The following is a 21,717-nucleotide window of genomic DNA, read 5'->3' as shown; positions in this document are numbered from 1 at the left end:
CGCCCGAAGCGCGTGCGCCGATGATCGAACCGCGCCTCCCCAAATACGACTGGGGGCAGCGTGTTCAGGCGACGGAGAATCTCGTCAATGACGGCAGCTATCCGGACAAGGCGCCCGATGCGCTCCTGGTGAGCGCCGGCGAGAACGGTGAAATCGTTCAGGTCGGTCGGCATGAGGAATCGAACACGCCTGTCTATCTCGTCGAGTTTTCACCCGACCGCGTAGTCGGCTGCCTCGAAGAAGAAATCGTGCCGGTCGAGGCATGACGGAAACAACCAAACCAAATAGGAGCGCCAACCCGTGAAGGTCATGATCCGCAAGGACTACGAAGGCAAACTCTCAGCCTACGTTGCGAAGAAGGATCTCGAAGAGCCAATCGTCGCCATGGAGAAGCCCGACATGTGGGGCGGCACGGTGACGCTCGCCAATGGCTGGGAGCTCGAACTGCCCGCCATGGCGCCGGACACATCCCTGCCGATCACGGTGAACGCAAGGCGGCTTAGTCAATAACCATGGTCCTCGCCCCCGACGATATCGCGGCGATTGAAGGCTTGCTTGGCCAGGCGGAAGGCGAACTTGGCGCGGTGGATGCCGTGCGCGCGCAATTCCCCGACCTGTCCATGACACGCTGCGATCAGTCCGACGTCGATGCGGAGGATCCTTTCCGGGAGTATCCGGCCTTCAACCTCTATCTCGTCGACGGCACGGACCATTGCTGGCGCCTGACGGCGGATGCGTCGGCGGCGACCGGGATCGTCATTGCGAAGAAGAGGGGGCAGTCGTGAAGCCAACCGACATTCCTCTGTCCGATCCCGACATCACCACGGCGGAACTCGAAGCGCTCAACGCTGTCTTGTCGTCGCCGCGGCTCTCTTCGGGTCCTGCTGTCGAGGCCTTCGAGGCGGCTTTCGCCGAATATACGGGCCGCAAATACGCCGTCGCCACCGCAAGCGGACGGCTCGCCATGATCCTGGCGCTCTACGCCCATGGCGTCGGGCCCGGCCAGGAGGTGATTGCCTCGCCATTTTCCTGGCGGGAGACTGCAGCGGCGATCGTGCACACGGGCGCCAACACGGTCTTTGCCGACATCGACTATTGGTCGGGAACCATCGTTCCGGACAAGGTATCCAAGGCAGTCAATGCCAGCACCTACGCGATTGTCGCCGCGAACACGAACGGTCACCCGGCCGCGTGGACCGAACTGCGGGAGATCGCGAACGAGTACGGCCTCGTACTCATCGAGGATTCCACCGAAGCCATCGGCTCCGTCTACAAGGGCGAGAAGGTCGGCAGCTTCGGCGATTGCGCGGTGTTCGATTTCTCTCAGCCCGGTCCGCTCATTTGCGGCGAGGGCGGGATGGTCGTGACGGACGATCCTGACATCGCTTCCGCCCTGCGGCGCTACCGCTCCCATGCACCCGACGAGCGAAGCTCCGTGGTGATCGGCGGCACGCCGGCGCTCGGTGCAGGGATGAGCGATTTGGCCGCGGCGCTCGGGCTCGCGCAACTCAATCGCATCGAGGAGATCCTCGAACGGCGCAAGCGCATCGAGCATTGGTATGCGAAGTCCGTGCAGACCTTCGAGGGAATCAAGCCGCCTTATGTGGGCCCTGACGTGGACGAGGTGCACTGGTTCCTGTTTCTTGTCCACCTCGGCACGCGGTTCACGCGTTCAAGCTGCGAGGCCATTGTCGAGGACCTCCGTACCGAGAACGTCGAAGCGGCGATCTACAGCAGTCCGCTGCATCTGCAGCGCTACTATCTCGACAAGGGCTACCGCAAGGGCGACTTCTTCGTGACGGAGAAAGTCGCAGACCGTGCCGTAGCCCTGCCGTTCCATATCCACTTAACCGAAGAGCAGATCACCTTCCTCGTTTCGACGATGAAGGACGCGTCCATCAATGTGGGCGCGGGTGCTGCGATTTACCTCTGAGAGAAGGGCTGGGCAATGCCAACACTGACCATCATGCCGTCAGGCAAGACTATCGAAGCAAATGAAGGCGCGAACGTTCTCGAAGTGCTGCTCGGAGCGGGCGAGCCGATCAACCACAAATGCGAGGGCAAGGCCGAATGCGGCTCCTGCCACATCTTCGTGCAGGAAGGCCGCAAAGGCATTTCCCGGATGACCCCTGAAGAGAACGCCAAGCTCGATACGATTATCGGTGTCGGCTCCAAGTCGCGACTGGCCTGCCAGATCACGCTGGGGACCGAGCCGGTGACCGTAGAGCTGCTTGGCGAGTTTTCGGGATTCTAAAAGAAGAGGAGCGTAGAGCCATGGCTAAGGAAGAGAAGACAGAGACGGACGAGGCCGCGGAAGCGGCGCCGGCCAAACCGGCTGTCACGATGATCCACGTGCGGTTCTCGGCCGACGGCAGCGTGAACGAAATCGGCGAGCGGCCCACCAGTCTGACGCCGCAGGACTGGTTCAACCGGTTGAGCGACAAGGCGGGTACGAAATTCCAGCCGCTCTCAGGCGGACGGGGAATCTTCCGTCTTCCGCCGGAAGAGGTCGAAGCGCTCAAGACCATGACTGCGAACTAGAAAGGCGGACGAAATGTCGGCTGAACTGATCGATGAAATCCGCGCGGCTTTCGATGAAGGCCTTGCGATCCCGTATCTCGGACCCGGCGTGCTGGAACTGGCGGGAGACGCCTGCACCGTTCCAGCCTCACCGGCCGCGCTCGTCGCGCGGCTCACCGAGAAGGCCAGCGTGCCGCACAAGATCCGCGACAATCTGACGGCAGCGGCGCAGTTCATCGAAAACTTCAAGCACCGCAACACGGTGAAGGCCGCGATGACCGAAGCCTTCACCAACGAGATGGAGCCGACGGATTTCCATCGCTACCTGGCGGCGCTACCGAAGCTGCCGCTGCTGGTTCATGCCTGGTACGACGATCTCCCTAACAAGGCGCTGGCAAGCCGCTCCGAGCCTTGGGGCGTTGCCCAGGGGATCAGCCAGACGGAGCACTACGGCCATTGGATTCACTATTTCGAATCGGACGCTACGCTCTTGCCGAATCCACCGGAAAGTAAGTTCAGCGTGGAGAGTTGCGCCCCGGCGATGGCGCCGGACGAAGTGAAGCGCTGGGCGACACTGCTTTACGAACCGCTGGGATCGATTGCGCCGGCACAGAACTATCTCGTCTCGGATACGGACTTTGTCGAAGTGCTGACGGAGATCGATATTCAGACGCCGGTGCCTGAGCCCGTGCGCGACATCCGGAAGGGTAGGCATTTCCTATTCCTCGGATGCCGTTTCGGCAAACAGCTCGACCGGCTTTGGGCCCGGCAAGTCTCCAAGCGGTCGTCCGACTTCCATTGGGCGGTGCTCCCGGGCGAGTTGACGAAGAACGAACTGCGCTTCCTCGAAGAGAAGAACATCAAGCGCATCGACATGACGCTTGAGGCCTTCGCAGAAGCCCTCATGGGAAGCGGCGCGAAGGTGGAAACCCAACAACCCGAAATGGCGCTTGGCGCCTAATCGTCCGGAGATGAGATCATGAGACTGGCTGAAGGTTTTGCGTCGGCGTCGCTCGACGAGTTGAAGGCGGCCCTCGACGGAGGATCGCTCGTTATCTATTCCACGGGGCGCCCCCCGCTCCCCGACCACGATGTCACCCGCAGCGGCGTGCTGGCGACCTTCACCTTTGCGTCGCCCGCATTCGGTGCGGAACCGAGCGGCGAGGACGACGACGGCGCCGTCGCGCCGGCCTTCGCAGAAGATTCCGTGGAGGCCGTGAATGTGGGCACGCCGAGTTTCGCGCGGGCACTGAAGGCCGACGGCACCGTCGTGGCCGACTTCTCGGTCGGCCCCGGCAAGACCGAGGTCAAGCTCTCGGAAGTGTCCGCCACGGGGGGTCACCCGATAGCCGTCACCAGCATGCGCATGCCACTGCCGGCCGAAGAGGTCAGCTGGGAGAAGACCGGGTTCGGCCATGTCTACATGACCAGCGGCGACGACCCCCGCAGAAAGATGTCTGTCCGCGGCTAGTGCCAATAACAAGGTCAAGCCAAAGGAGAGTGGACGTGTCCAGCGCGCTCGGGTTCTTCGTGGATTGGGACGGCAACCTCCGCAGTACGGCGGATCCCGGCGGCGGCTATCTGTGCGATGTCGATGGCGTCGCGCGCTATGTCGCCGTCACGACGAAGACCGGAACGCTGGTTCACGAGGCAACGCTATACAGAACATTGGATGCCGTCGCCAAAGCCGGGATCACCGCGAGCTTGGTCGACGGCTCCGTTCCTTGGGGCAAGAAATCCGAAGGCATTTAAGTGCGACGGCTTCTAGAGCCCGTCGGCAAGGTCCGCGATGACGGGCCAGCCGACGGTGCCGGTGGGATCGAGTATCGCCAGATGCTCGAGGATGGCGCGCGCCCCGTCGCTCTCGCCGCGCCGGAGATAGATGAACGCAAGCGCCTTGAGCGTGTAGAGGGCGAAACGCCCGGCACCATCGGGAATTGGGTTCTGCGGCGTCCACATGCACCAGGCTTCGGGCCAGCCGGCTTGGCGTGCCGCTTCTCGCGTGCCGCGTTCCGCGATGGCCTTCGCTTCGTCGAGACTGCCTTGATAGGTGTGGATCTTGTAGAGGCAGTAATAGACGGGGAGCGAGTCCGGCGCTGTCTCCAGGGCTTGGCGGAATACACGGTCCGCAGCCGGCTTGTCGTGGCGATAGGCAACGACACCTTCCTGCAGAAGCGCATCGATCGTTTCGGGCAGGGGCCCGAAATCGATCCCATCCCCGCCGCCGAGAACCTCCGCAGCCGCGCTCACTTCAGCATGTCCAGTGGAACCATCGGCAATTCGCGCCGCCCCAGGACCACATCGACCTTGAAGCGCACACCCTCGATGGTGAGTGGCTTGGGGATGATGCCGGCGGCGCCGGCGTCCAGTGTGGCCTTGGCCGTCGGATTGTCGGCGCTTTCCGCGATCAGCACGACTTGGGCGCCGGGGACCTTGTCCTTGATGTCGCCCAGCACATCCGCGCCCTGTTGCTCGACAATGTCCTGACCGAGAAGGATCAGGTCCGGCCTCCAGTCACAGGCCTTTTCATAGGCCTGGTCGAGAGTTGCGAGCTCATGCGTCTCGTTCTCGTCATGCAGCATGAACTGCAGGGCTGCGCGAACGATCTCGTCGTCGACGACAACGAAGATCCTCTTGTTCTCGACCGACCGGGCCGTCTCAACACCGATTTGCATGTTGTCTCCCACACCTTTGTTGGCGGGGAGAAAGAAGCAATTTCCGTACCGCTGTAGCGGTCAATCGCGAGCGTGAACGGATTTGCTTGCAAGGCTGGGACTTCCGGCTCAGCGCCTGCCCAGGGCTCGAATTTCAGTTGTTCCAATCCCGACAGACCAAGAGGGGGATGTCCGGCGATCCGGCCCCGATGTCGGGTTCGGTACACGCCTCCGATCGGGGGCGGAACTTCAGGCATGACCCTGATTTAGAACGATTATTGGCGCCCGAAAGCGTTTGGCACACCCGTTGCACCAGTGATCGGTGCAAGGCGAGTGGTTGCTGGCAAAGCGGCCCGGAGCAAAGTCCGCAAGCTGCGCGCCGCGCGACAGAGTCAATGGAGACGACAGGCTACCCCGCGACCGGTGCAGGTGCATCGGTCCAACGGCAAACGCTTACGAAGGAGATTATCGACCATGTCACTGCGGCAAATCGCATTCTACGGCAAAGGTGGTATCGGCAAGTCCACGACTTCCCAGAACACCCTCGCCGCTCTGGCCGAGATGGGCCATCGCATTCTGATTGTTGGTTGCGACCCCAAGGCCGACTCGACGCGCCTGATGCTTCACGCCAAGGCGCAAGACACGATCCTGAGCCTCGCAGCCCAAGAGGGCAGCGTCGAGGACCTCGAGATCGAGGACGTGATGAAGATCGGTTACAAGGACATCAAGTGTGTTGAGTCCGGTGGCCCGGAGCCGGGCGTCGGCTGCGCCGGCCGTGGCGTCATCACCTCGATCAACTTCCTGGAAGAGAACGGCGCTTACGAGGACATCGACTATGTGTCCTACGACGTGCTGGGCGACGTGGTGTGCGGCGGTTTCGCCATGCCCATTCGCGAGAACAAGGCCCAGGAAATCTACATCGTCATGTCCGGCGAGATGATGGCCATGTACGCGGCCAACAACATCTCGAAGGGCATTCTCAAATACGCCAACTCCGGCGGCGTCCGTCTCGGCGGCCTCGTTTGCAACGAGCGTCAGACCGACAAGGAGCTGGAACTGGCCGAGACCCTGGCCAAGCGGCTCGGTACCGAGCTGATCTACTTCGTGCCACGCGACAACATCGTGCAGCACGCTGAGCTGCGGCGCATGACCGTCATCGAGTATGCGCCCGAATCTGGGCAGGCACAGCACTATCGTAACCTCGCGAAGAAGATCGACGCCAATGCGGGCAAGGGCATCATCCCGACCCCGATCACGATGGACGAGCTCGAGGACATCCTCATGGAGCACGGCATCATGAAGACGGTCGACGAGAGCCAGGTCGGCCTGACCGCCGCCGAACTCGAAGCAGCGAGCGCCTAACCAGCAGACCAACCAACCGGTCCCTCCATTCGCGGAGGGACCGGTGCCCCGATCAACTTTCTAGACGAGATGAGGTAGCGCCATGAGCTTGGCGACAGCTGAGAAGCTTGAAGACATCAAAGCGAGAAACAAGGAACTGGTCGACGAGGTCTTGGAGGCTTACCCCGCGAAAGCGAAGAAGAAGCGCGCCAAGCACCTCAACCAGTTCGATGAAGGCAAACCCGACTGCGGCGTGAAGTCGAACGTCAAGTCGATCCCCGGCGTCATGACCATTCGCGGTTGCGCCTATGCCGGGTCCAAGGGTGTGGTGTGGGGTCCGATCAAGGACATGATCCACATCAGCCACGGTCCGGTCGGCTGCGGCCAGTACTCCTGGGCGGCCCGCCGCAACTACTATATCGGCACGACCGGCATCGACACGTTCGTGACGATGCAGTTCACCTCCGACTTCCAGGAAAAGGACATCGTCTTCGGCGGCGACAAAAAGCTCGCCAAGATCATGGACGAAATCCAGGAACTGTTCCCCCTCAACAAGGGCATCACGGTTCAGTCCGAATGCCCGATCGGTCTGATCGGCGACGACATCGAGGCCGTCTCGAAGTCAAAGTCCAAGGAGTATGACGGCAAGACCATCGTCCCCGTCCGCTGCGAGGGCTTCCGGGGCGTGTCCCAGTCGCTCGGTCACCACATTGCCAACGATGCCGTTCGCGATTGGGTGTTCGACAAGGCAGGCGACAAGCCGGCCAAGTTCGAATCGACCCCTTACGATGTTGCGATCATCGGCGACTACAATATCGGCGGCGATGCGTGGTCCTCGCGCATCCTTCTCGAAGAAATGGGCCTGCGGGTGATCGCTCAGTGGTCCGGCGACGGTTCGATCGCCGAACTGGAAGCCACGCCCAAGGCCAAGCTGAACGTCCTGCACTGCTACCGGTCGATGAACTACATCTCCCGGCACATGGAAGAGAAGTTCGGCATTCCGTGGGTCGAGTACAACTTCTTCGGCCCGTCCAAGATCGCCGAAAGCCTGCGCAAGATCGCCAGCCATTTCGACGACAAGATCAAGGAAGGCGCCGAGCGCGTCATCGCCAAGTACCAGGCGCTGATGGACGACGTCATCGCCAAGTACCGCCCGCGCCTCGAAGGCAAGAAGGTCATGCTGTTCGTCGGCGGCTTACGCCCCCGGCACGTGATCGGCGCTTACGAGGATCTCGGCATGGAAGTCGTCGGCACGGGCTACGAGTTCGGCCACAACGACGACTATCAGCGTACCACGCACTACGTGAAGGACGGCACGCTGATCTACGACGACGTCACGGGCTACGAGTTCGAGAAGTTCGTCGAGAAGATCGAGCCTGACCTTGTCGGGTCCGGCATCAAGGAAAAGTACGTCTTCCAGAAGATGGGTGTGCCGTTCCGGCAGATGCACTCTTGGGACTATTCCGGCCCGTATCACGGCTATGACGGCTTCGCCATCTTCGCCCGCGATATGGACATGGCGATCAACGCGCCCGTCTGGAAGCTGGCCCAAACCCCTTGGAAGAACTGAACCGATGAGCCTCTCCCGCTTCGGCACGGCCGGAGCGGGAGACCCTAACAGCGCACCCGCGCAAGGACAGATGTCATGACCCAGAACGCTGAAAACGTCCTTGACCACTTCGACCTGTTCCGGCAGCCCGAATACAAGGAGATGCTGAAGAACAAGAAGGAGAAGTTCGAGGATCCCCATCCCGAGGCGGAAGTCGAGAAGATCCGCGAGTGGACGAAGACCCCTGAGTACCAGGAGAAGAACTTTGCCCGCGAGGCCCTGACGGTCAATCCGGCCAAGGCCTGCCAGCCGCTCGGCGCGGTGTTCGCCGCCGTGGGCTTCGAAGGAACCATCCCCTTCGTGCACGGCAGCCAAGGCTGCGTCGCCTACTACCGCAGCCATTTCTCGCGCCACTTCAAGGAGCCGAGTTCCTGCGTGTCGTCATCCATGACGGAAGACGCGGCGGTCTTCGGTGGCCTCAACAACATGGTCGATGGACTCGCGAATACCTATTCGCTCTACGAGCCGAAGATGATTTCGGTGTCCACGACCTGCATGGCCGAGGTGATCGGTGACGACCTCAACGCGTTCATCAAGAACGCGAAGGAGAAGGGCTCCGTTCCCCAAGAGTTCGACGTGCCGTTCGCACACACGCCGGCCTTCGTCGGCAGCCACATCACCGGCTACGACAACGTCATGAAGGGCATTTTCGAGCACTTCTGGGACGGCAAAGCCGGCACCACGGAGAAGCTCGAGCGCAAGCCCAACGACAGCATCAACTTCATCGGCGGCTTCGACGGCTACACGGTCGGCAATTTGCGCGAGATCAAGCGCATCTTCGACGTGATGGGTGTCGAGTACACCATCCTTGGTGACAACAGCGACGTCTGGGACACCCCGACCGACGGTGAGTTCCGCATGTATGACGGCGGCACCACGCTCGAGGAAGCAGCCGAGTCCCTTCATGCAAAGGCGACAATCTCCATGCAGGAATACTGCACGGAGAAGACGCTGCCTTTCATCAAGGGTCACGGCCAAGAAGTCGCGTCCTTCAACCATCCGGTTGGCGTCTCGGCCACGGACAAGTTCCTGATGGAAGTCTCCCGCCTGACGGGCAAGGAGATTCCGGAAGAGCTGGCCAAGGAGCGCGGCCGCCTGGTGGATGCCATCGGCGATTCCTCGGCGCATATCCACGGCAAGAAGTTCGCGATCTACGGCGATCCGGACCTGTGCCTCGGCCTTGCGGGCTTCCTCTTGGAACTCGGCGCGGAGCCGACCCACATCCTTGCCACCAACGGCAGCAAGGGCTGGGCGAAGAAGGTACAGGAACTGCTGGACAGCTCGCCATACGGTGCGAACTGCCATGTCTATGCCGGCAAGGATCTGTGGCACATGCGGTCGCTGCTCTTTACCGAGCCGGTCGACTTCCTGATCGGCAACACCTACGGCAAGTATCTCGAGCGCGATACGGGCACACCCCTGATCCGCATCGGCTTCCCGGTGTTCGATCGTCACCACCACCATCGCCGTCCCGTCTGGGGCTACCAGGGTGGCATGAATGTTCTGATCACGATTCTCGACAAGATCTTCGACGAGATCGACCAGAACACGAATGTTCCCGCCAAGTCCGACTTCAGTTTCGACATCATCCGCTAGCGGAACGATCCACTCTTAACTGAAACGGCGAGGGAAGAACGATGAGCTCATTGGCAGACAAGGTACAGGACGTCTTCAACGAACCTGGCTGTGCCAAGAATCAGGGCAAGTCGGATAAGGAACGCAAAAAGGGCTGCACCAAGCAGCTCCAGCCTGGAGGCGCAGCCGGCGGCTGCGCCTTCGACGGCGCCAAGATTGCACTCCAGCCCATCACCGATGTCGCGCATTTGGTGCATGGGCCCATCGCCTGCGAAGGCAACTCATGGGACAATAGAGGTGCGAAATCGTCCGGGTCGCGCCTCTACCGCACCAGTTTCACCACCGACATCAACGAGACCGACGTGGTCTTCGGCGGCGAGAAGCATCTGTTCAAATCCATCAAGGAAATTCTCGACAAATACGACCCGCCGGCCGTGTTCGTGTATCAGACCTGCGTACCCGCCATGATCGGGGACGACATCGGCGCCGTTTGCAAGGCGGCGACCGAAAAGTTCGGCAAGCCGATTGTGCCTGTGATCTCGCCGGGCTTCGTTGGGCCGAAAAACCTTGGCAACAAGCTTGCGGGCGAAGCGTTGCTTGACCACGTGATCGGCACGGAAGAGCCCGAATACACCACCCCTTACGACATCAACATTATCGGCGAGTACAACCTTGCGGGCGAGCTCTGGCAGGTGAAGCCGCTGCTCGATGAACTCGGCATCCGCATCCTCTCGTGCATTTCGGGAGACGCGAAGTATCACGAGGTCGCCAGCTCCCACCGTGCGAAGGCCGCGATGATGGTCTGCTCGAAGGCCATGATCAATATCGCCCGCAAGATGGAAGAGCGTTACGACATCCCGTTCTTCGAGGGTTCGTTCTACGGCATTGGCGACATGAGCGACTCGCTGCGCGAGATTGCGCGGCTTCTGATCGAAAAGGGCGCCGATCCGGAACTCATGGATCGCACCGAGGCTGTGATCGAGCGCGAAGAGGCGCGCGCCTGGCAGCGCATCGCACCCTACAAAGAGCGTCTCACCGGCAAGAAAGTTCTGCTCATCACGGGTGGGGTCAAATCGTGGTCCGTCGTCGCAGCCCTGCAGGAAGCCGGGTTGGAACTAGTCGGCACCTCGGTGAAGAAGTCCACCAAGGAGGACAAGGAGAAGATCAAGGAACTCATGGGGCAGGACGCCCACATGATCGAAGACATGACGCCGCGCGAGATGTTCAAGATGCTGAGCGACGCACAGGCCGACATCATGCTCTCCGGCGGCCGCTCCCAGTTCATCGCGCTCAAGGCGAAGATGCCGTGGCTCGATATCAACCAGGAACGCCATCATGCGTTTGCCGGCTACGAAGGCATGGTCGATCTGGTCAGTGAGATCGACAAGGCGCTGTACAATCCCATTTGGGACCAGGTGCGCAGGGCCGCGCCCTGGGACGACGGCGAGGAGAGCTGGGAGAGCCGCGCGCTGGCCGAAGCCGAAGCGGAAGCCGCCGCTATTGCCGCCGACCCGGTACTCGCCGAGGAGAAGCGGCGCGGCACCCAAATCTGCAACTGCAAGACCGTTGATACGGGAACGATCGAAGACGCCATCAAGGCGGATCACCTGACGACCATCGACGAGGTCACAGCGGCCACCAATGCCGGCGGCGGTTGCGGCGGCTGCCACGAACGGATTGCCGGAATTCTCGCGGGGCTGACCGCGGACAAGGCGGAGGCCGCGTAGAGCGTCATGGCTGAGGTCCGCAATTCCAAGAAGGCCTGTACGGTCAATTCGCTAAAGATGAGCCAGCCCATTGGCGGTGCACTCGCCTTCATGGGCCTCAATGGGGCCATGCCGCTGCTGCACGGTAGCCAGGGGTGTACCTCGTTCGGCCTGGTGCTGTTCGTGCGCCATTTCCGCGAAGCCATCCCCATGCAAACGACGGCGATGAGCGAGGTGGCGACGGTGTTGGGCGGGCTCGACAATGTCGAGCAAGCCATCGTCAATATCGCCAAGCGCACCAAGCCCGCAATCATCGGTATCTGCTCGACGGGTGTCACCGAGACCAAGGGCGACGATGTCGACGGCTACATCAAGCTCATTCGCGACAAGCACCCGGAGCTCGACGACATCGCGATCGTCTATGTCTCGACTCCCGACTTCAAGGACGCGTTCCAGGATGGCTGGGCGCGCACCGTCACGCGGATCATCGACGAGATCGTCGAGACCGCGGCGCCCGAAGCACAGCGTTCCGACAGGCGCATCAATGTGCTGCCGGGCTGCCATTTGACCCCCGGGGACCTCTACGAAATTCGCGACATCATCGAGTCCTTCGGGCTGGAGCCGATGTTCCTGCCGGACCTGTCGGGTTCGGTCGATGGACGCATCCCGGACGAATTTACGCCGACAACTCTTGGCGGGATCACGGTCAAGGACGTCGCAAAGCTGGGATCCTCGGCCTGGACGATCGCGATCGGCGAACAGATGCGTGCCGCCGCCGAAGCCCTCGAGGAGAAGTCCGGCGTCCCGTTCACGCTCTACGACAGGCTGACCGGGCTCGCGCCCAACGACGATCTCATCGCCTTGCTGTCGCGGCTGAGCGGGAAGCCCGTGCCGCAGAAATGGCGGCGCCAACGCAGCCAGCTCGTCGACGCGATGCTGGACGGGCACTTCTTCTTCGGCAACAAGCAGATCGCTATCGGCGCCGAGCCGGATCTGCTCTGGGCCGTCTCGTCCTTCCTGACCGAGATGGGTTGTGACATCGAAGCGGCGGTGACGACGACGCACGGTCCGCTGCTCGAACAGATCGAGACGGACGAAGTCCTGATCGGCGACCTCGAAGATCTCGAAGAGCGTGCCCAAGGCTGCGATCTGCTCATAACCCATAGCCATGGGCGGCAGGCCGCCGAGCGTTTGGACATTCCGTTCTTCCGCATGGGGCTTCCCATGTTCGATCGGCTGGGCGCCGCGCATCTAACCACGGTCGGATATCGCGGCACGCGCGATCTCGTCTTCGACATTGGCAACATCTTCATAGCGAACGCGCACGAGCCCAATACGGAAACGTGGCGCCACACCGCAGAGGTTTCGGATGACACAAGTGAGGCGTTTGCGGCTCATTGAGAGGAGGTCGAGACTAGCCATGGAAGCGACGAAAGAGACCGGTACGTTGAAGGTTGCGTTCTCGACGCAAGACCTGAAGCACGTCGATGCGCATTTCGGCTGGGCGAAGAATCTCGCCATCCACGAGATCTCTGCGGATGGCCATCGCTTCATCGAGGCGATCCAGTTCGACGGCGACCTTCAGGAAGACGGGAACGAGGACAAGCTCCTTCCCAAGATCGAGGCCATCAAGGACTGCGCAATTCTGTACGTCGCCGCCATCGGCGGGTCGGGCGCGGCGCGGGTGGTCGCGAACAACATTCACCCCATCAAGGTCACGCAGTCCGAGGAGATCGACATGCTCCTCGACAAGCTCTGCGGCGTTCTTCAGGGCACGCCGCCGCCCTGGCTGCGCAAGGCGCTGCTCAAGGGCAAGGAACGGACATTCGATTTCGAAGACGAGGTGCAACATGGCTGAAGCCGCAGAAGCAATCGCTGAAACCGACGAGAGCGCGCCCGCGCCCGAACAGACGATCCCGACGGACTCGCCGTTCTTCCAGGAACTCATCAAGCAGTGGCGGGCGCAGGACACCCATGGCGTCTGGGAAAGCAAGAGCGATCTCGAACTGCTCGAGCCCTATGTGCTCGACAAGGAAAAGCGCAAGCAGATCCCGATCATGGGCGATCCGGATCCGGAGACGTTGTGGCGGCTCGAGCTTTATTACAACGCCATCGGCCTCGCCATCGAGCGCGAGACCGGGATCATGGTCTCGCCGATGATGAAGATGCATCACGAAGGTTTCGGTCGGATGATCCTGGCCGCCGGCCGCCTGATCGTCATCAACAAACATTTGCGGGACGTACACCGCTTCGGGTTCCCGAGCTTCGAGAAGCTCGCCTCGGAAGGCGACAAGGCCGTGGCCTCCGCCGTGGAAATGATCGGCAAGTTTCCCGAGGTCGCGAACTACTAGGGACCGAACACGCACAAGGAGAAAGGAAGTCGTTATGTCCGATGTCGAGGAACTTAAGACCAAGATCAAGAAGCTGTCGTCGCGTGCCGTGACCCAGAAAATGAACCTGCACGACCTCGCCGAGGATCTGCCGATCGACTGGACGAACATCATGTCCGTGGCGCAGCAGGCCTACGACGCCTACGAGGCTCTCGAGGCGGCTCGTAAGGAACTGAAGGAGCAGGAAGCGCTCGCCTCGTAGCGGGGGAAGCCTCTCTCCAGACCCAAGGAAGGGACGAAGCAATGTTCACAAGGCGAGACGGGAAGCCCTGGGAGCCCACCTATCTCACGGCGATCAATTCGGAAACCTGCATTGGGTGTGGGCGCTGTCACAAGGTTTGTGGCCGGGACGTCATGAATCTTCAGGGCATGACCGAAGACGGCGACCTCGTTCCCTTCGACCCGGAAGACGATGACGGTGACGATTACGATCGTCTCGTCATGGTGATGGAGAATCCGGGCAACTGCATCGGTTGCTCCGCCTGCAATCGCGTGTGTCCGAAGGATTGTCAGAGCTTCACGCCTGCGAGCGAGCTCGAATCCGCCGCGGCCTAGGGACAAGCACCGTGACAAAGCCTGTTATTCTCCCCGAGGGATTCGAAGTTGCAGCGGATGGACCGTGGCCCCCGCTGAAGGGCAAGGACTCCAACGCGGCCGGGCTCGGTATTGCGACCTATCGCATGTTGACGCGGCGCGATCCGAGCGACCTCTGGACGGTCGACGACGAAAACTTCGACGCGCATGTCTTCGCCTCCATTCTGGCCGTGTCTGCGACCGAAGACGGCAAGGTCGCGGGTCAGGCCGGGTTGACCGCGTCCGACCTCGATCTTCTGCTCTGGCGCTGGTTCTCCCACGCCGTACCGCTGGCGACCGCGTGGTACCCGGATGGCGCAACGGAAGACGAAGACGAGATCGCGATGGTGCGCGAGCTTCTGCTGGCGAACCGCTCGAGCGAGGGAGAGGCCGGCCGCCTGCTGGCGCATATGATTGCGCGGCGCTGCATGGAGCCGAGCCATCTATGGGAAGATCTCGGCCTGCGCGATCGCAAGGAGCTTGTGCGCCTTCTGGAACGTCACTTCGCACCACTGGCCGCAGGCAATACCCAAAACATGCGCTGGAAGCGCTTCTTCTACCGCAAGCTCTGCGAAGGCGAGGGCTTCACCCTGTGCAGCACGCCGGTGTGCTCCGACTGCAACGAATTCGACCTGTGCTTCGGCGAGGAGACCGGCGAGAGCCGTCTGGCCGCCGCCCGCCGGGCTGAAGACCTCGACGAAGCGACGTAAGAAAAGACCCGAAGGGCGGAAACGACGATGCAACCAGACTTCAAAAAGTTCTCTGTCGATGAAACCTCGGCGGAGGAGTCGCGTCCAGGGGCGGCCTTGCGCGCCGGGCTGTCTGGCTGCCCCTGGCGCGATTATGAAGAGATGCTGCGTGCCGTCAATCTCAGGCCGACCCGCCAGCGCATGGCGCTCGGCTGGTTGCTGTTCTCGAAGGGTGGCCGGCACATCACCGCAGAGCTTCTGCGTGAAGAGGCCGTCAGGGCGAAGATCAACGTATCGCTGGCCACGGTCTACAACACGCTGAACCAGTTCACCGAGGTCGGCCTGTTGCGGCAGGTCGGCGTCGATGGTGCCAAGTCCTACTTCGATACCAACCCTACCGACCACGACCACTTCTTCGTCAGCGGCGAAGAAGTGCTGTTCGACATCCCGGACGGTGACGTCGAGTTCGGCAAGCTGCCGGTCGCGCCCGATGGGTTCGAAATCGACCGGGTCGACGTGGTGGTGCGCTTGCGCCGGAAGAAGGACGCGCCCGAGACCGCGTGACCCGACATCGTCGCGTATCCGACGCATGTCACGAACCCGACAATCGAGCGCCGGAATAACTCACGTAAATTCAACAAGTTAACGGATGGCACGCGGATTGCTCCGTCAAGGGTCAAGAGACACGACTTGTGTCTGAGGACATGACCTGGAGGTGCCGTCGATGATTAACCTGACGCCGGAAGCCGCGACCGCCGTGAAAGGCGCGATGGAGCGTGCTGGCAAGGTGGGTGCGGGCTTCCGCATCATGGTGGAGACCGGTGGCTGCGCCGGCCACAAATATCTGGTGGGCCTCGACACCGAGCCTCGCGAGGACGACGCGGTGTTCGAGTCCTCGGGCGTCAAAGTCTTCGTCGATCCCGACTCCCAGCCGCTCCTTTCGGGCATGACCGTCGGCTTCGTCGACAGTCTGCAGGGGTCTGGCTTCGTTTTCGAGAATCCGAACGCGGCGTCGCAGTGCTCCTGCGGCAAGTCGTTCGGCTGACCGTTCGGCCCGGCAAGGAGAGCGTGCATGTGGCAGTGCTCCGATAAAGTCCAAGATCACTTTCTCAACCCGCGCAATGTCGGCGTCCTCGAGCAGGCCGACGCGGAAGGGCAGGCGGGTACGATCGCCTTCGGAGATGCCCTGAAGATCGCCATCAAGGTCGACCCGGACTCGGGCGTCATAACGGACGCGCGCTTCAAGTCGTTCGGCTGCGGCGTGTCGATTGCCGCCGCCTCCGCGCTGACGGAGATTGTCATCGGCAAGACGATCGACGACGCGAGCGCTGTCTCGGACGCCGACATCGTCGACTATCTCGGCGGACTGCCGGACGACAAGATGTACTGCGCCGTGCTGGGCCAGGAAGCGCTGCAAACGGCCATTGCGCATTATCGCGGCCAGAACGGCGCGGATGACTCGGAGACGATCTGCAAGTGCTTCCCAGCGCGCAAGGCGTTTCTCGAGCGCATCATCCGCGCCAACAAGCTGACACTGCCGGGCCAAGTCACGAACTACACCAAGGTCAGCGGCGGCTGCCAGAGCTGCAAGAAGCCGATTGAGGCGCTGCTCGCCGAAGTCAACGCCGACATGGTGGAAGAGGGCATCCTCGCCGCGGCCGACGCCTACCAGGCACCGGTGAAGGCCTCGCACTTCATGCCGGCGAAGTTCCAGATGAACGGCAATGGCGCGCCGGCGAAGCCAAACGGTGTGACCGAGGCCAACGGGAAGTCGATCGGTCCGGGGATTGCGAGACCGAATGCGGCGCCGACCAGCGGCCAGGAGGCGCAGCCGACACCCCAAGGCATGGCCGCGTTCGCCAAACTCAATCAGGAAGAGCGGATCGAGGTCGTCAGTAAGGCCATCGATGAGCTCCGTCCGCACCTCAAAGCGGACGGCGGGGATTGCGAGCTCGTCGAGGTCAAGGAGAACACGGCCTATGTGAGGCTCACCGGCGCCTGCATGGGATGTCAGATGGCCTCGGTGACCTTGAGCGGGGTGCAACAGCGGCTCATCGAGAAGACCGGCATGCCGCTGCGCGTGGTGCCTGTGCAATGACCATTTATCTCGACCATAACGCGACGACCAGCGTCGATCCCGATGTGCTCGCCGCCATGCTGCCGTTCTTCACCGAGACCTTCGGCAATCCGTCCTCGAAACACGGTCCCGGCGAAGCGGCCGCCATGGCCGTGCAGAAGGCGCGCACGCAGGTGCAGTCTCTGCTTGGTGCGGACTATCCCCACGAGATCATGTTCAACTCCGGCGGAACCGAGAGCGTCAATTCGGCGATCGTCTCGGCGCTGGAAAGCGCGCCACTTCGCCGCGAAATGATCATCAGCGCGATCGAACATTCCGCGGTGCGGACGCTCGCCGACTGGCTTGCGAAGAACAAAGGCATTCGCGTTCACACGATCCCCGTCGACAAGAATGGCCGCATCGATGTCGTCGCCTACAAGGAAGCCTTGTCAGAGCGGGTCGCGGTCGTCTCCATGATGTGGGCGAACAATGAGACCGGCACGATCCTGCCGGTCGTGGAGCTTGCGGAGATGGCCAAGGAAGTGGGCGCCGTCTTCCATACGGACGCCGTTCAGGCCGTCGGTAAGATTCCGATCGACCTGAAAGCTACGCAGATCGACATGCTCTCGCTCTCGGGTCACAAGCTGCATGGGCCGAAAGGCGTGGGCGCCCTCTACTTGCGGAAGGGCTTGCGGTTCCGCCCGCAGATCAAAGGCGGCCACCAGGAGCGCGGGCGCCGCGCCGGAACGGAAAACGTGCCGGGCATTGTGGGGCTGGGCAAAGCCGCGGAACTCGCGGGCGAACGCATGGCCGCCGATGCCGACTACCTGAAGCCGTTGAGAGCAAAGCTGGAGGCAGGCCTTCGCGATATCCCGAACGCTTACATCGTTGCCGCAGACAACGACCGCCTGCCGAACACGACGAGCGTGGCTTTCGACTACATCGAGAGCGAAAGCATCCTCTTGCTGCTCGACAAGGAAGGCATCGCCGCCTCATCCGGCTCGGCGTGTTCGTCCGGCTCCTTCGAACCGTCGCACGTGCTTCAGGCGATGAGTGTTCCCGAGACGGCCGTGCGCGGCGCCGTGCGCTTTTCCCTGTCGCGAGACAACACCGAAGCCGAGATCGATCGCGTGCTCGACGTGTTGCCGGGCATCATCGCGAAGCTGCGGGAAATCTCTCCTTACGGGGAGGCAAGCGATACGGCTACCCAGGAGACCGCTTATGCTTGACCGTCCGACGACACCGCTGCCGGTCGTGCTCAACGACACAACCCTGCGCGATGGCGAACAGGCGCCGGGCGTCGCCTTCAGCCTTGAGGAAAAACTGGCAATCGCCTCGGCCCTCGCCGACGCAGGCGTTCCGGAGATCGAGGTCGGCACGCCGGCCATGGGCGCACAGGAGATTGCCGCCATTCGTGCGGTCGTCGAGGCGGGCTTGCCCGCGACGCCGATCGCCTGGTGCCGCATGAGCTGCGACGACGTCGATGCGGCGTTGGCGTCGGCCGTGCCGATGGTCAATCTGTCGCTTCCCGTTTCCGACGTTCAGATCGCCGCGAAACTTCATGGCGGCCGGCAGCAGGCGCTCGATAGGCTCGTGCACGTCGTTGGCTATGCGCGCGAGCGCGGCCTCGACGTCGCGGTCGGCGGGGAGGACTCATCGCGCGCCGATCCGGCCTTTTTGATTGAGGTGGTCAAGGCAGCCGAACAGGCCGGAGCGCGACGGTTCCGGGTCGCTGATACCTTAAGTGTGTTGGAGCCCTTCGCAGCCTACAGCCTTGTCGCGGCGTTGCGCGCCGAAACCGCGCTGGAACTCGAGATTCATGCCCATGACGATCTGGGGCTTGCGACCGCAAATACGCTGGCGGCGATCCGTGCCGGCGCCACCCACGCCTCGGTCACGGTCATCGGGCTCGGCGAACGGGCAGGCAATGCGCCGCTGGAAGAAGTGGCTGTCAGCCTTCACCATCTCTACGGTTGCGATACGGCCGTCGATATGACGGCGTTGGGTTCCATCGCGTTCCTGGTTTCGGCCGCCGCCGCGCGTCCGATCCCACTCAACAAGGCGATCGTCGGCGATCATGTGTTCACCCATGAGTCGGGTATTCACGTCGATGGCCTGCTGAAGGATGCGCGGACGTACCAGTCGTTGGACCCGTCCACCCTCGGACGGTCCCATTCCATCGTCTTGGGCAAGCATTCCGGCTTCGCGGCGCTCGCCGCCTCCCTGTCCAACCTCAACCTGTCCGCCAACGGACTTGAGTTGCGTGCGATCCTCGAGCGCGTGCGCGAGCAAGCTGCCACCACCAAGAATCCCGTCACCGCCGAGGACCTCACCGAGATCTGGGAAGAGGTCCATCGTGAGTCGGTGCTCGAAGTTGCGATGTGAGGCCGGCCGTGACCGATAGCGTGAACATCACCGAGAGCGATGCGGATGTGCCGATCGAGGATTCTTCGACCTCCGGCGAGGCGGCTGAGCAACTGTCCCTGCTGCGCCTGCTCCGCGAAGACCTTCGCTGCGTGAAGCTGCGCGATCCGGCCGCGCGGGGCGAGCTCGAAAGCCTGCTCACCTATCCCGGCGTCCACGCCGTGATCTGGCACCGCCTCTCCAATAGGCTTTGGCGGCGAGGATGGCGCTTCCCGGCCCGGTTCCTGTCCTGGCTCGGACGGTTCCTCACCAATGTGGATATTCATCCGGGCGCGACGATCGGGCGGCGCTTCTTCATCGATCACGGTGCCGGCGTCGTCATCGGCGAAACAGCCGAGATCGGTGACGACGTGACGCTCTATCACGGCGTGACGCTGGGCGGAACGACCTGGTCGCCGGGGAAACGGCACCCGAGCCTCGAAGACGATGTGGTGGTCGGCGCGGGCGCCAAGATACTCGGCCCCATAACCGTCGGCCGCGGAACCCGCGTCGGCGCCAACTCCGTCGTCGTGAACGACGTGCCCGCGGATGTGACCGTGGTCGGCATCCCGGCGAAGGTCGTTTATCCGGACGGCGCGGGCAAGAAGGTCGGCCGCATCGATCTCAATCACCACTTCATGCCCGACCCTGTCAGCGCGGCGCTGTCGCACATCATCGACCGGGTTGATTTCGTCGAGGCGAGGCTTGGGCTTCTGCAACGGCATGTGCGCGAAGAGCGGTCTGACGAAAAGCACGATCAAGAGGAGCCCTGCTCATGACGACCTCCGATGGAAACATTCTCGCCAAACTGAACGATGCGTCAGCGGCGGAAGAGTTCTTCGACATTCTCGGCGTCGGGTACGACCCCAAGGTCGTGAACGTGGCGCGGCTCCATATCCTGAGAAGGATGGGGGAGTACCTCGCAAGCGAGGACCTCGACGGCGTGTCGGATGCGGACGTCGAAGCGCGCTGCAAGGCGGTTCTCGAACGCGCTTACGAGGATTTCGTGAAGTCCTCGCCGATCGATGAGCGCGTTTTCAAGGTGCACAAAGAGGCCATCGCGCCGAAGGCCGAGCCCGAAGCGCCGGCGAACTTCGTCTCTTTAGACTCGCTCAAATAAGGCGCGGCATTCGCAGTCGCCCGCTTCCCATCGCGCGACTGTCGCGTTCCCGACAAGCCCGTTCGAATGCATGCGCAGCCGGACCTGTCGGGTTTCGAACGGTTCGGTCGGGGTTCAGTATAAAGCATTGGAATTGAATGATTATTTTGAGCGGAGAGACCTTGGCACGCCGTTTGCTCATCTATTCTCCAAGGCCGCGTGGCCTCGCTAGGAGAAGATCCCGATGCATATCGTCGTTTGCATAAAACAGGTTCCGGACTCGGCGCAGATCCGCGTTCACCCCGTGACCAATACGATCATGCGCCAGGGCGTGCCCACGATCATCAATCCCTACGACCTGTTCGCCGTTGAAGAAGCGCTGCGTCTCCGCGACACGCATGGCGGCGAGGTCACGGTGCTGACCATGGGGCCGCCATCGGCCGAGGACTCCTTGCGCCGCGTGCTCTCGTTCGGCGTCGACCGCGCGGTCCTTCTCACGGACCGATTCTTCGCAGGCTCCGACACGCTGGCCACGACCTATGCGCTGGCCACAGCCATCAAGAAGATCGGTGAAACGTTCGGTGCGCCCGACATCGTCTTCACCGGCAAGCAGACGATTGACGGCGACACGGCCCAGGTCGGACCGGGCATCGCCAAGCGCCTCGACCTCCGGCAGCTGACCTACATTTCCAAGATCGATTCCGTCGACACGGACGCCAAGGAGATCGTGGTCGAGCGCCGTTCCGAGGCCGGCGTTCAGGTGCTGAAGAGCCAGCTGCCCGTTCTCGTCGCCATGCTGGAAGGCACGAACGACTTGCGGCGCGGCACGCTGGAAGAAGCCATCGCGGCGGCGCGTGCGGAGGTCGTCCGCTGGAGCGCGGCGGATGCCGGTATCGAGGACATGCAGAAATGCGGCCTTCGCGGTTCGCCGACGATCGTCAAGAAGGTGTTCGCGCCGAGCGCACGCTCGGAGAAGGCGGCTTTCATCGAGACCGAGGACCAAGTGCCGGCCGAAGCGCTGATTGACGAGATCTTCAAGCGGCAGCCCGCCCTTGAGGACGATCTCTCCGCGCTCGCGAGCGGTTATTGAGGGGAAGAAGGA

The 21,717-nt window shown here is 62.2% G+C and carries 29 protein-coding genes; 27 read left to right on the top strand and 2 right to left on the bottom strand.

What is annotated here, in order from left to right; translation table 11 throughout:
* Positions 1-20 precede the first annotated feature (20 nt).
* Genes DCY11_RS03395 through DCY11_RS03355 form a run of 9 tightly spaced genes read left to right on the top strand, consistent with a single transcriptional unit; the run spans position 21 to position 4,272 of the window.
* Positions 21-266, top strand: a complete 246-nt coding sequence (locus DCY11_RS03395) for a nitrogen fixation protein NifZ (protein WP_069444628.1) — start codon at positions 21-23, stop codon at positions 264-266.
* A gap of 34 nt (positions 267-300) precedes the next feature.
* Positions 301-510: a putative nitrogen fixation protein NifT gene (gene nifT / locus DCY11_RS03390; protein ID WP_108681259.1), complete on the top strand. Its 210-nt coding sequence runs from the start codon at positions 301-303 to the stop codon at positions 508-510.
* A 2-nt stretch (positions 511-512) separates the two neighbouring features.
* Complete coding sequence (locus DCY11_RS03385) at positions 513-785, top strand: hypothetical protein (RefSeq protein ID WP_108681258.1); 273 nt, start codon at positions 513-515, stop codon at positions 783-785.
* Entirely contained in the window at positions 782-1,933 is a 1,152-nt protein-coding gene (locus DCY11_RS03380; RefSeq protein WP_108681257.1) for a DegT/DnrJ/EryC1/StrS aminotransferase family protein, read from the top strand. The genes DCY11_RS03385 and DCY11_RS03380 overlap by 4 nt, the downstream gene beginning before the upstream one ends.
* A gap of 15 nt (positions 1,934-1,948) precedes the next feature.
* Positions 1,949-2,254 (top strand): 2Fe-2S iron-sulfur cluster-binding protein, encoded by a 306-nt coding sequence (locus DCY11_RS03375; RefSeq protein WP_108681256.1) that lies wholly within the window; start codon positions 1,949-1,951, stop codon positions 2,252-2,254.
* A 20-nt stretch (positions 2,255-2,274) separates the two neighbouring features.
* Positions 2,275-2,541 carry a hypothetical protein gene (locus DCY11_RS03370; RefSeq protein WP_371515026.1) on the top strand — a complete coding sequence of 89 codons (267 nt, stop codon included), beginning with the start codon at positions 2,275-2,277 and terminating at the stop codon, positions 2,539-2,541.
* 13 nt (positions 2,542-2,554) lie between these two features.
* Positions 2,555-3,481, top strand: coding sequence for an SIR2 family protein (locus DCY11_RS03365; RefSeq protein WP_108681255.1), 927 nt, complete (start codon positions 2,555-2,557; stop codon positions 3,479-3,481).
* Between the two features lie 18 nt (positions 3,482-3,499).
* Positions 3,500-3,991: a hypothetical protein gene (locus DCY11_RS03360; RefSeq protein WP_108681254.1), complete on the top strand. Its 492-nt coding sequence runs from the start codon at positions 3,500-3,502 to the stop codon at positions 3,989-3,991.
* A gap of 35 nt (positions 3,992-4,026) precedes the next feature.
* Positions 4,027-4,272, top strand: a complete 246-nt coding sequence (locus DCY11_RS03355) for a hypothetical protein (protein ID WP_108683646.1) — start codon at positions 4,027-4,029, stop codon at positions 4,270-4,272.
* 12 nt (positions 4,273-4,284) lie between these two features.
* On the opposite strand, the gene DCY11_RS03350 is transcribed toward DCY11_RS03355, so the two are convergent.
* Positions 4,285-4,770 carry a hypothetical protein gene (locus DCY11_RS03350; RefSeq protein ID WP_108681253.1) on the bottom strand — a complete coding sequence of 162 codons (486 nt, stop codon included), beginning with the start codon at positions 4,768-4,770 and terminating at the stop codon, positions 4,285-4,287.
* Positions 4,767-5,195, bottom strand: coding sequence for a response regulator (locus DCY11_RS03345; RefSeq protein WP_108683645.1), 429 nt, complete (start codon positions 5,193-5,195; stop codon positions 4,767-4,769). The genes DCY11_RS03350 and DCY11_RS03345 overlap by 4 nt, the downstream gene beginning before the upstream one ends.
* A gap of 453 nt (positions 5,196-5,648) precedes the next feature.
* Between DCY11_RS03345 and nifH the strand changes: the two genes are divergently transcribed.
* The 18 genes from nifH to DCY11_RS03255 all read left to right on the top strand — a co-directional run bounded on the left by nifH (position 5,649) and on the right by DCY11_RS03255 (position 21,705).
* A complete protein-coding gene (gene nifH / locus DCY11_RS03340) occupies positions 5,649-6,536 on the top strand; it encodes a nitrogenase iron protein (RefSeq protein WP_108681252.1) in 888 nt (295 codons plus the stop codon).
* An 82-nt stretch (positions 6,537-6,618) separates the two neighbouring features.
* Positions 6,619-8,085: a nitrogenase molybdenum-iron protein alpha chain gene (gene nifD, locus DCY11_RS03335; protein WP_069444368.1), complete on the top strand. Its 1,467-nt coding sequence runs from the start codon at positions 6,619-6,621 to the stop codon at positions 8,083-8,085.
* 75 nt (positions 8,086-8,160) lie between these two features.
* Positions 8,161-9,720: a nitrogenase molybdenum-iron protein subunit beta gene (gene nifK / locus DCY11_RS03330; protein WP_108681251.1), complete on the top strand. Its 1,560-nt coding sequence runs from the start codon at positions 8,161-8,163 to the stop codon at positions 9,718-9,720.
* Between the two features lie 41 nt (positions 9,721-9,761).
* Entirely contained in the window at positions 9,762-11,426 is a 1,665-nt protein-coding gene (gene nifE, locus DCY11_RS03325; protein WP_108681250.1) for a nitrogenase iron-molybdenum cofactor biosynthesis protein NifE, read from the top strand.
* 6 nt (positions 11,427-11,432) lie between these two features.
* Positions 11,433-12,806 carry a nitrogenase iron-molybdenum cofactor biosynthesis protein NifN gene (nifN, locus tag DCY11_RS03320; protein WP_108681249.1) on the top strand — a complete coding sequence of 458 codons (1,374 nt, stop codon included), beginning with the start codon at positions 11,433-11,435 and terminating at the stop codon, positions 12,804-12,806.
* A gap of 46 nt (positions 12,807-12,852) precedes the next feature.
* On the top strand, positions 12,853-13,263 hold the full coding sequence (gene nifX / locus DCY11_RS03315) for a nitrogen fixation protein NifX (protein WP_069444631.1): 411 nt from the start codon (positions 12,853-12,855) through the stop codon (positions 13,261-13,263).
* Positions 13,256-13,756, top strand: coding sequence for a NifX-associated nitrogen fixation protein (locus DCY11_RS03310; RefSeq protein WP_108681248.1), 501 nt, complete (start codon positions 13,256-13,258; stop codon positions 13,754-13,756). The genes nifX and DCY11_RS03310 overlap by 8 nt, the downstream gene beginning before the upstream one ends.
* Positions 13,757-13,790: 34 nt before the next feature.
* Complete coding sequence (locus DCY11_RS03305; protein ID WP_108681247.1) at positions 13,791-13,997, top strand: CCE_0567 family metalloprotein; 207 nt, start codon at positions 13,791-13,793, stop codon at positions 13,995-13,997.
* 41 nt (positions 13,998-14,038) lie between these two features.
* Complete coding sequence (gene fdxB / locus DCY11_RS03300) at positions 14,039-14,350, top strand: ferredoxin III, nif-specific (RefSeq protein ID WP_069444374.1); 312 nt, start codon at positions 14,039-14,041, stop codon at positions 14,348-14,350.
* Positions 14,351-14,361: 11 nt separating this feature from the next.
* On the top strand, positions 14,362-15,078 hold the full coding sequence (locus tag DCY11_RS03295) for a nitrogen fixation protein NifQ (RefSeq protein WP_245409431.1): 717 nt from the start codon (positions 14,362-14,364) through the stop codon (positions 15,076-15,078).
* Between the two features lie 27 nt (positions 15,079-15,105).
* Positions 15,106-15,621 (top strand): iron response transcriptional regulator IrrA, encoded by a 516-nt coding sequence (gene irrA, locus DCY11_RS03290; RefSeq protein WP_108681246.1) that lies wholly within the window; start codon positions 15,106-15,108, stop codon positions 15,619-15,621.
* A 160-nt stretch (positions 15,622-15,781) separates the two neighbouring features.
* Positions 15,782-16,102 carry an iron-sulfur cluster assembly accessory protein gene (locus DCY11_RS03285; protein WP_108681245.1) on the top strand — a complete coding sequence of 107 codons (321 nt, stop codon included), beginning with the start codon at positions 15,782-15,784 and terminating at the stop codon, positions 16,100-16,102.
* A 27-nt stretch (positions 16,103-16,129) separates the two neighbouring features.
* Positions 16,130-17,155 carry an iron-sulfur cluster assembly scaffold protein gene (locus tag DCY11_RS03280; protein ID WP_108681244.1) on the top strand — a complete coding sequence of 342 codons (1,026 nt, stop codon included), beginning with the start codon at positions 16,130-16,132 and terminating at the stop codon, positions 17,153-17,155.
* Positions 17,152-18,342 (top strand): cysteine desulfurase NifS, encoded by a 1,191-nt coding sequence (nifS, locus tag DCY11_RS03275; protein WP_108681243.1) that lies wholly within the window; start codon positions 17,152-17,154, stop codon positions 18,340-18,342. Before DCY11_RS03280 ends, nifS begins: the two co-directional genes overlap by 4 nt.
* The gene (gene nifV, locus DCY11_RS03270; RefSeq protein ID WP_108681242.1) at positions 18,335-19,498 is read left to right on the top strand and encodes a homocitrate synthase; all 1,164 of its coding nucleotides are present in this window, start codon (positions 18,335-18,337) and stop codon (positions 19,496-19,498) included. The genes nifS and nifV overlap by 8 nt, the downstream gene beginning before the upstream one ends.
* Before the next feature lie 47 nt (positions 19,499-19,545).
* Positions 19,546-20,295 (top strand): serine O-acetyltransferase, encoded by a 750-nt coding sequence (gene cysE, locus DCY11_RS03265; protein WP_108683643.1) that lies wholly within the window; start codon positions 19,546-19,548, stop codon positions 20,293-20,295.
* A complete protein-coding gene (gene nifW / locus DCY11_RS03260; protein ID WP_108681241.1) occupies positions 20,292-20,636 on the top strand; it encodes a nitrogenase stabilizing/protective protein NifW in 345 nt (114 codons plus the stop codon). Before cysE ends, nifW begins: the two co-directional genes overlap by 4 nt.
* 223 nt (positions 20,637-20,859) lie before the next feature.
* Positions 20,860-21,705: an electron transfer flavoprotein subunit beta/FixA family protein gene (locus DCY11_RS03255; RefSeq protein ID WP_108681240.1), complete on the top strand. Its 846-nt coding sequence runs from the start codon at positions 20,860-20,862 to the stop codon at positions 21,703-21,705.
* Positions 21,706-21,717: the final 12 nt, after the last annotated feature.

This window comes from Methyloceanibacter sp. wino2 (assembly GCF_003071365.1).
Taxonomy (GTDB): domain Bacteria; phylum Pseudomonadota; class Alphaproteobacteria; order Rhizobiales; family Methyloligellaceae; genus Methyloceanibacter.
Note: the sequence above shows the minus strand (reverse complement) of the source record. Positions and strands in the feature narration are given on the sequence as shown.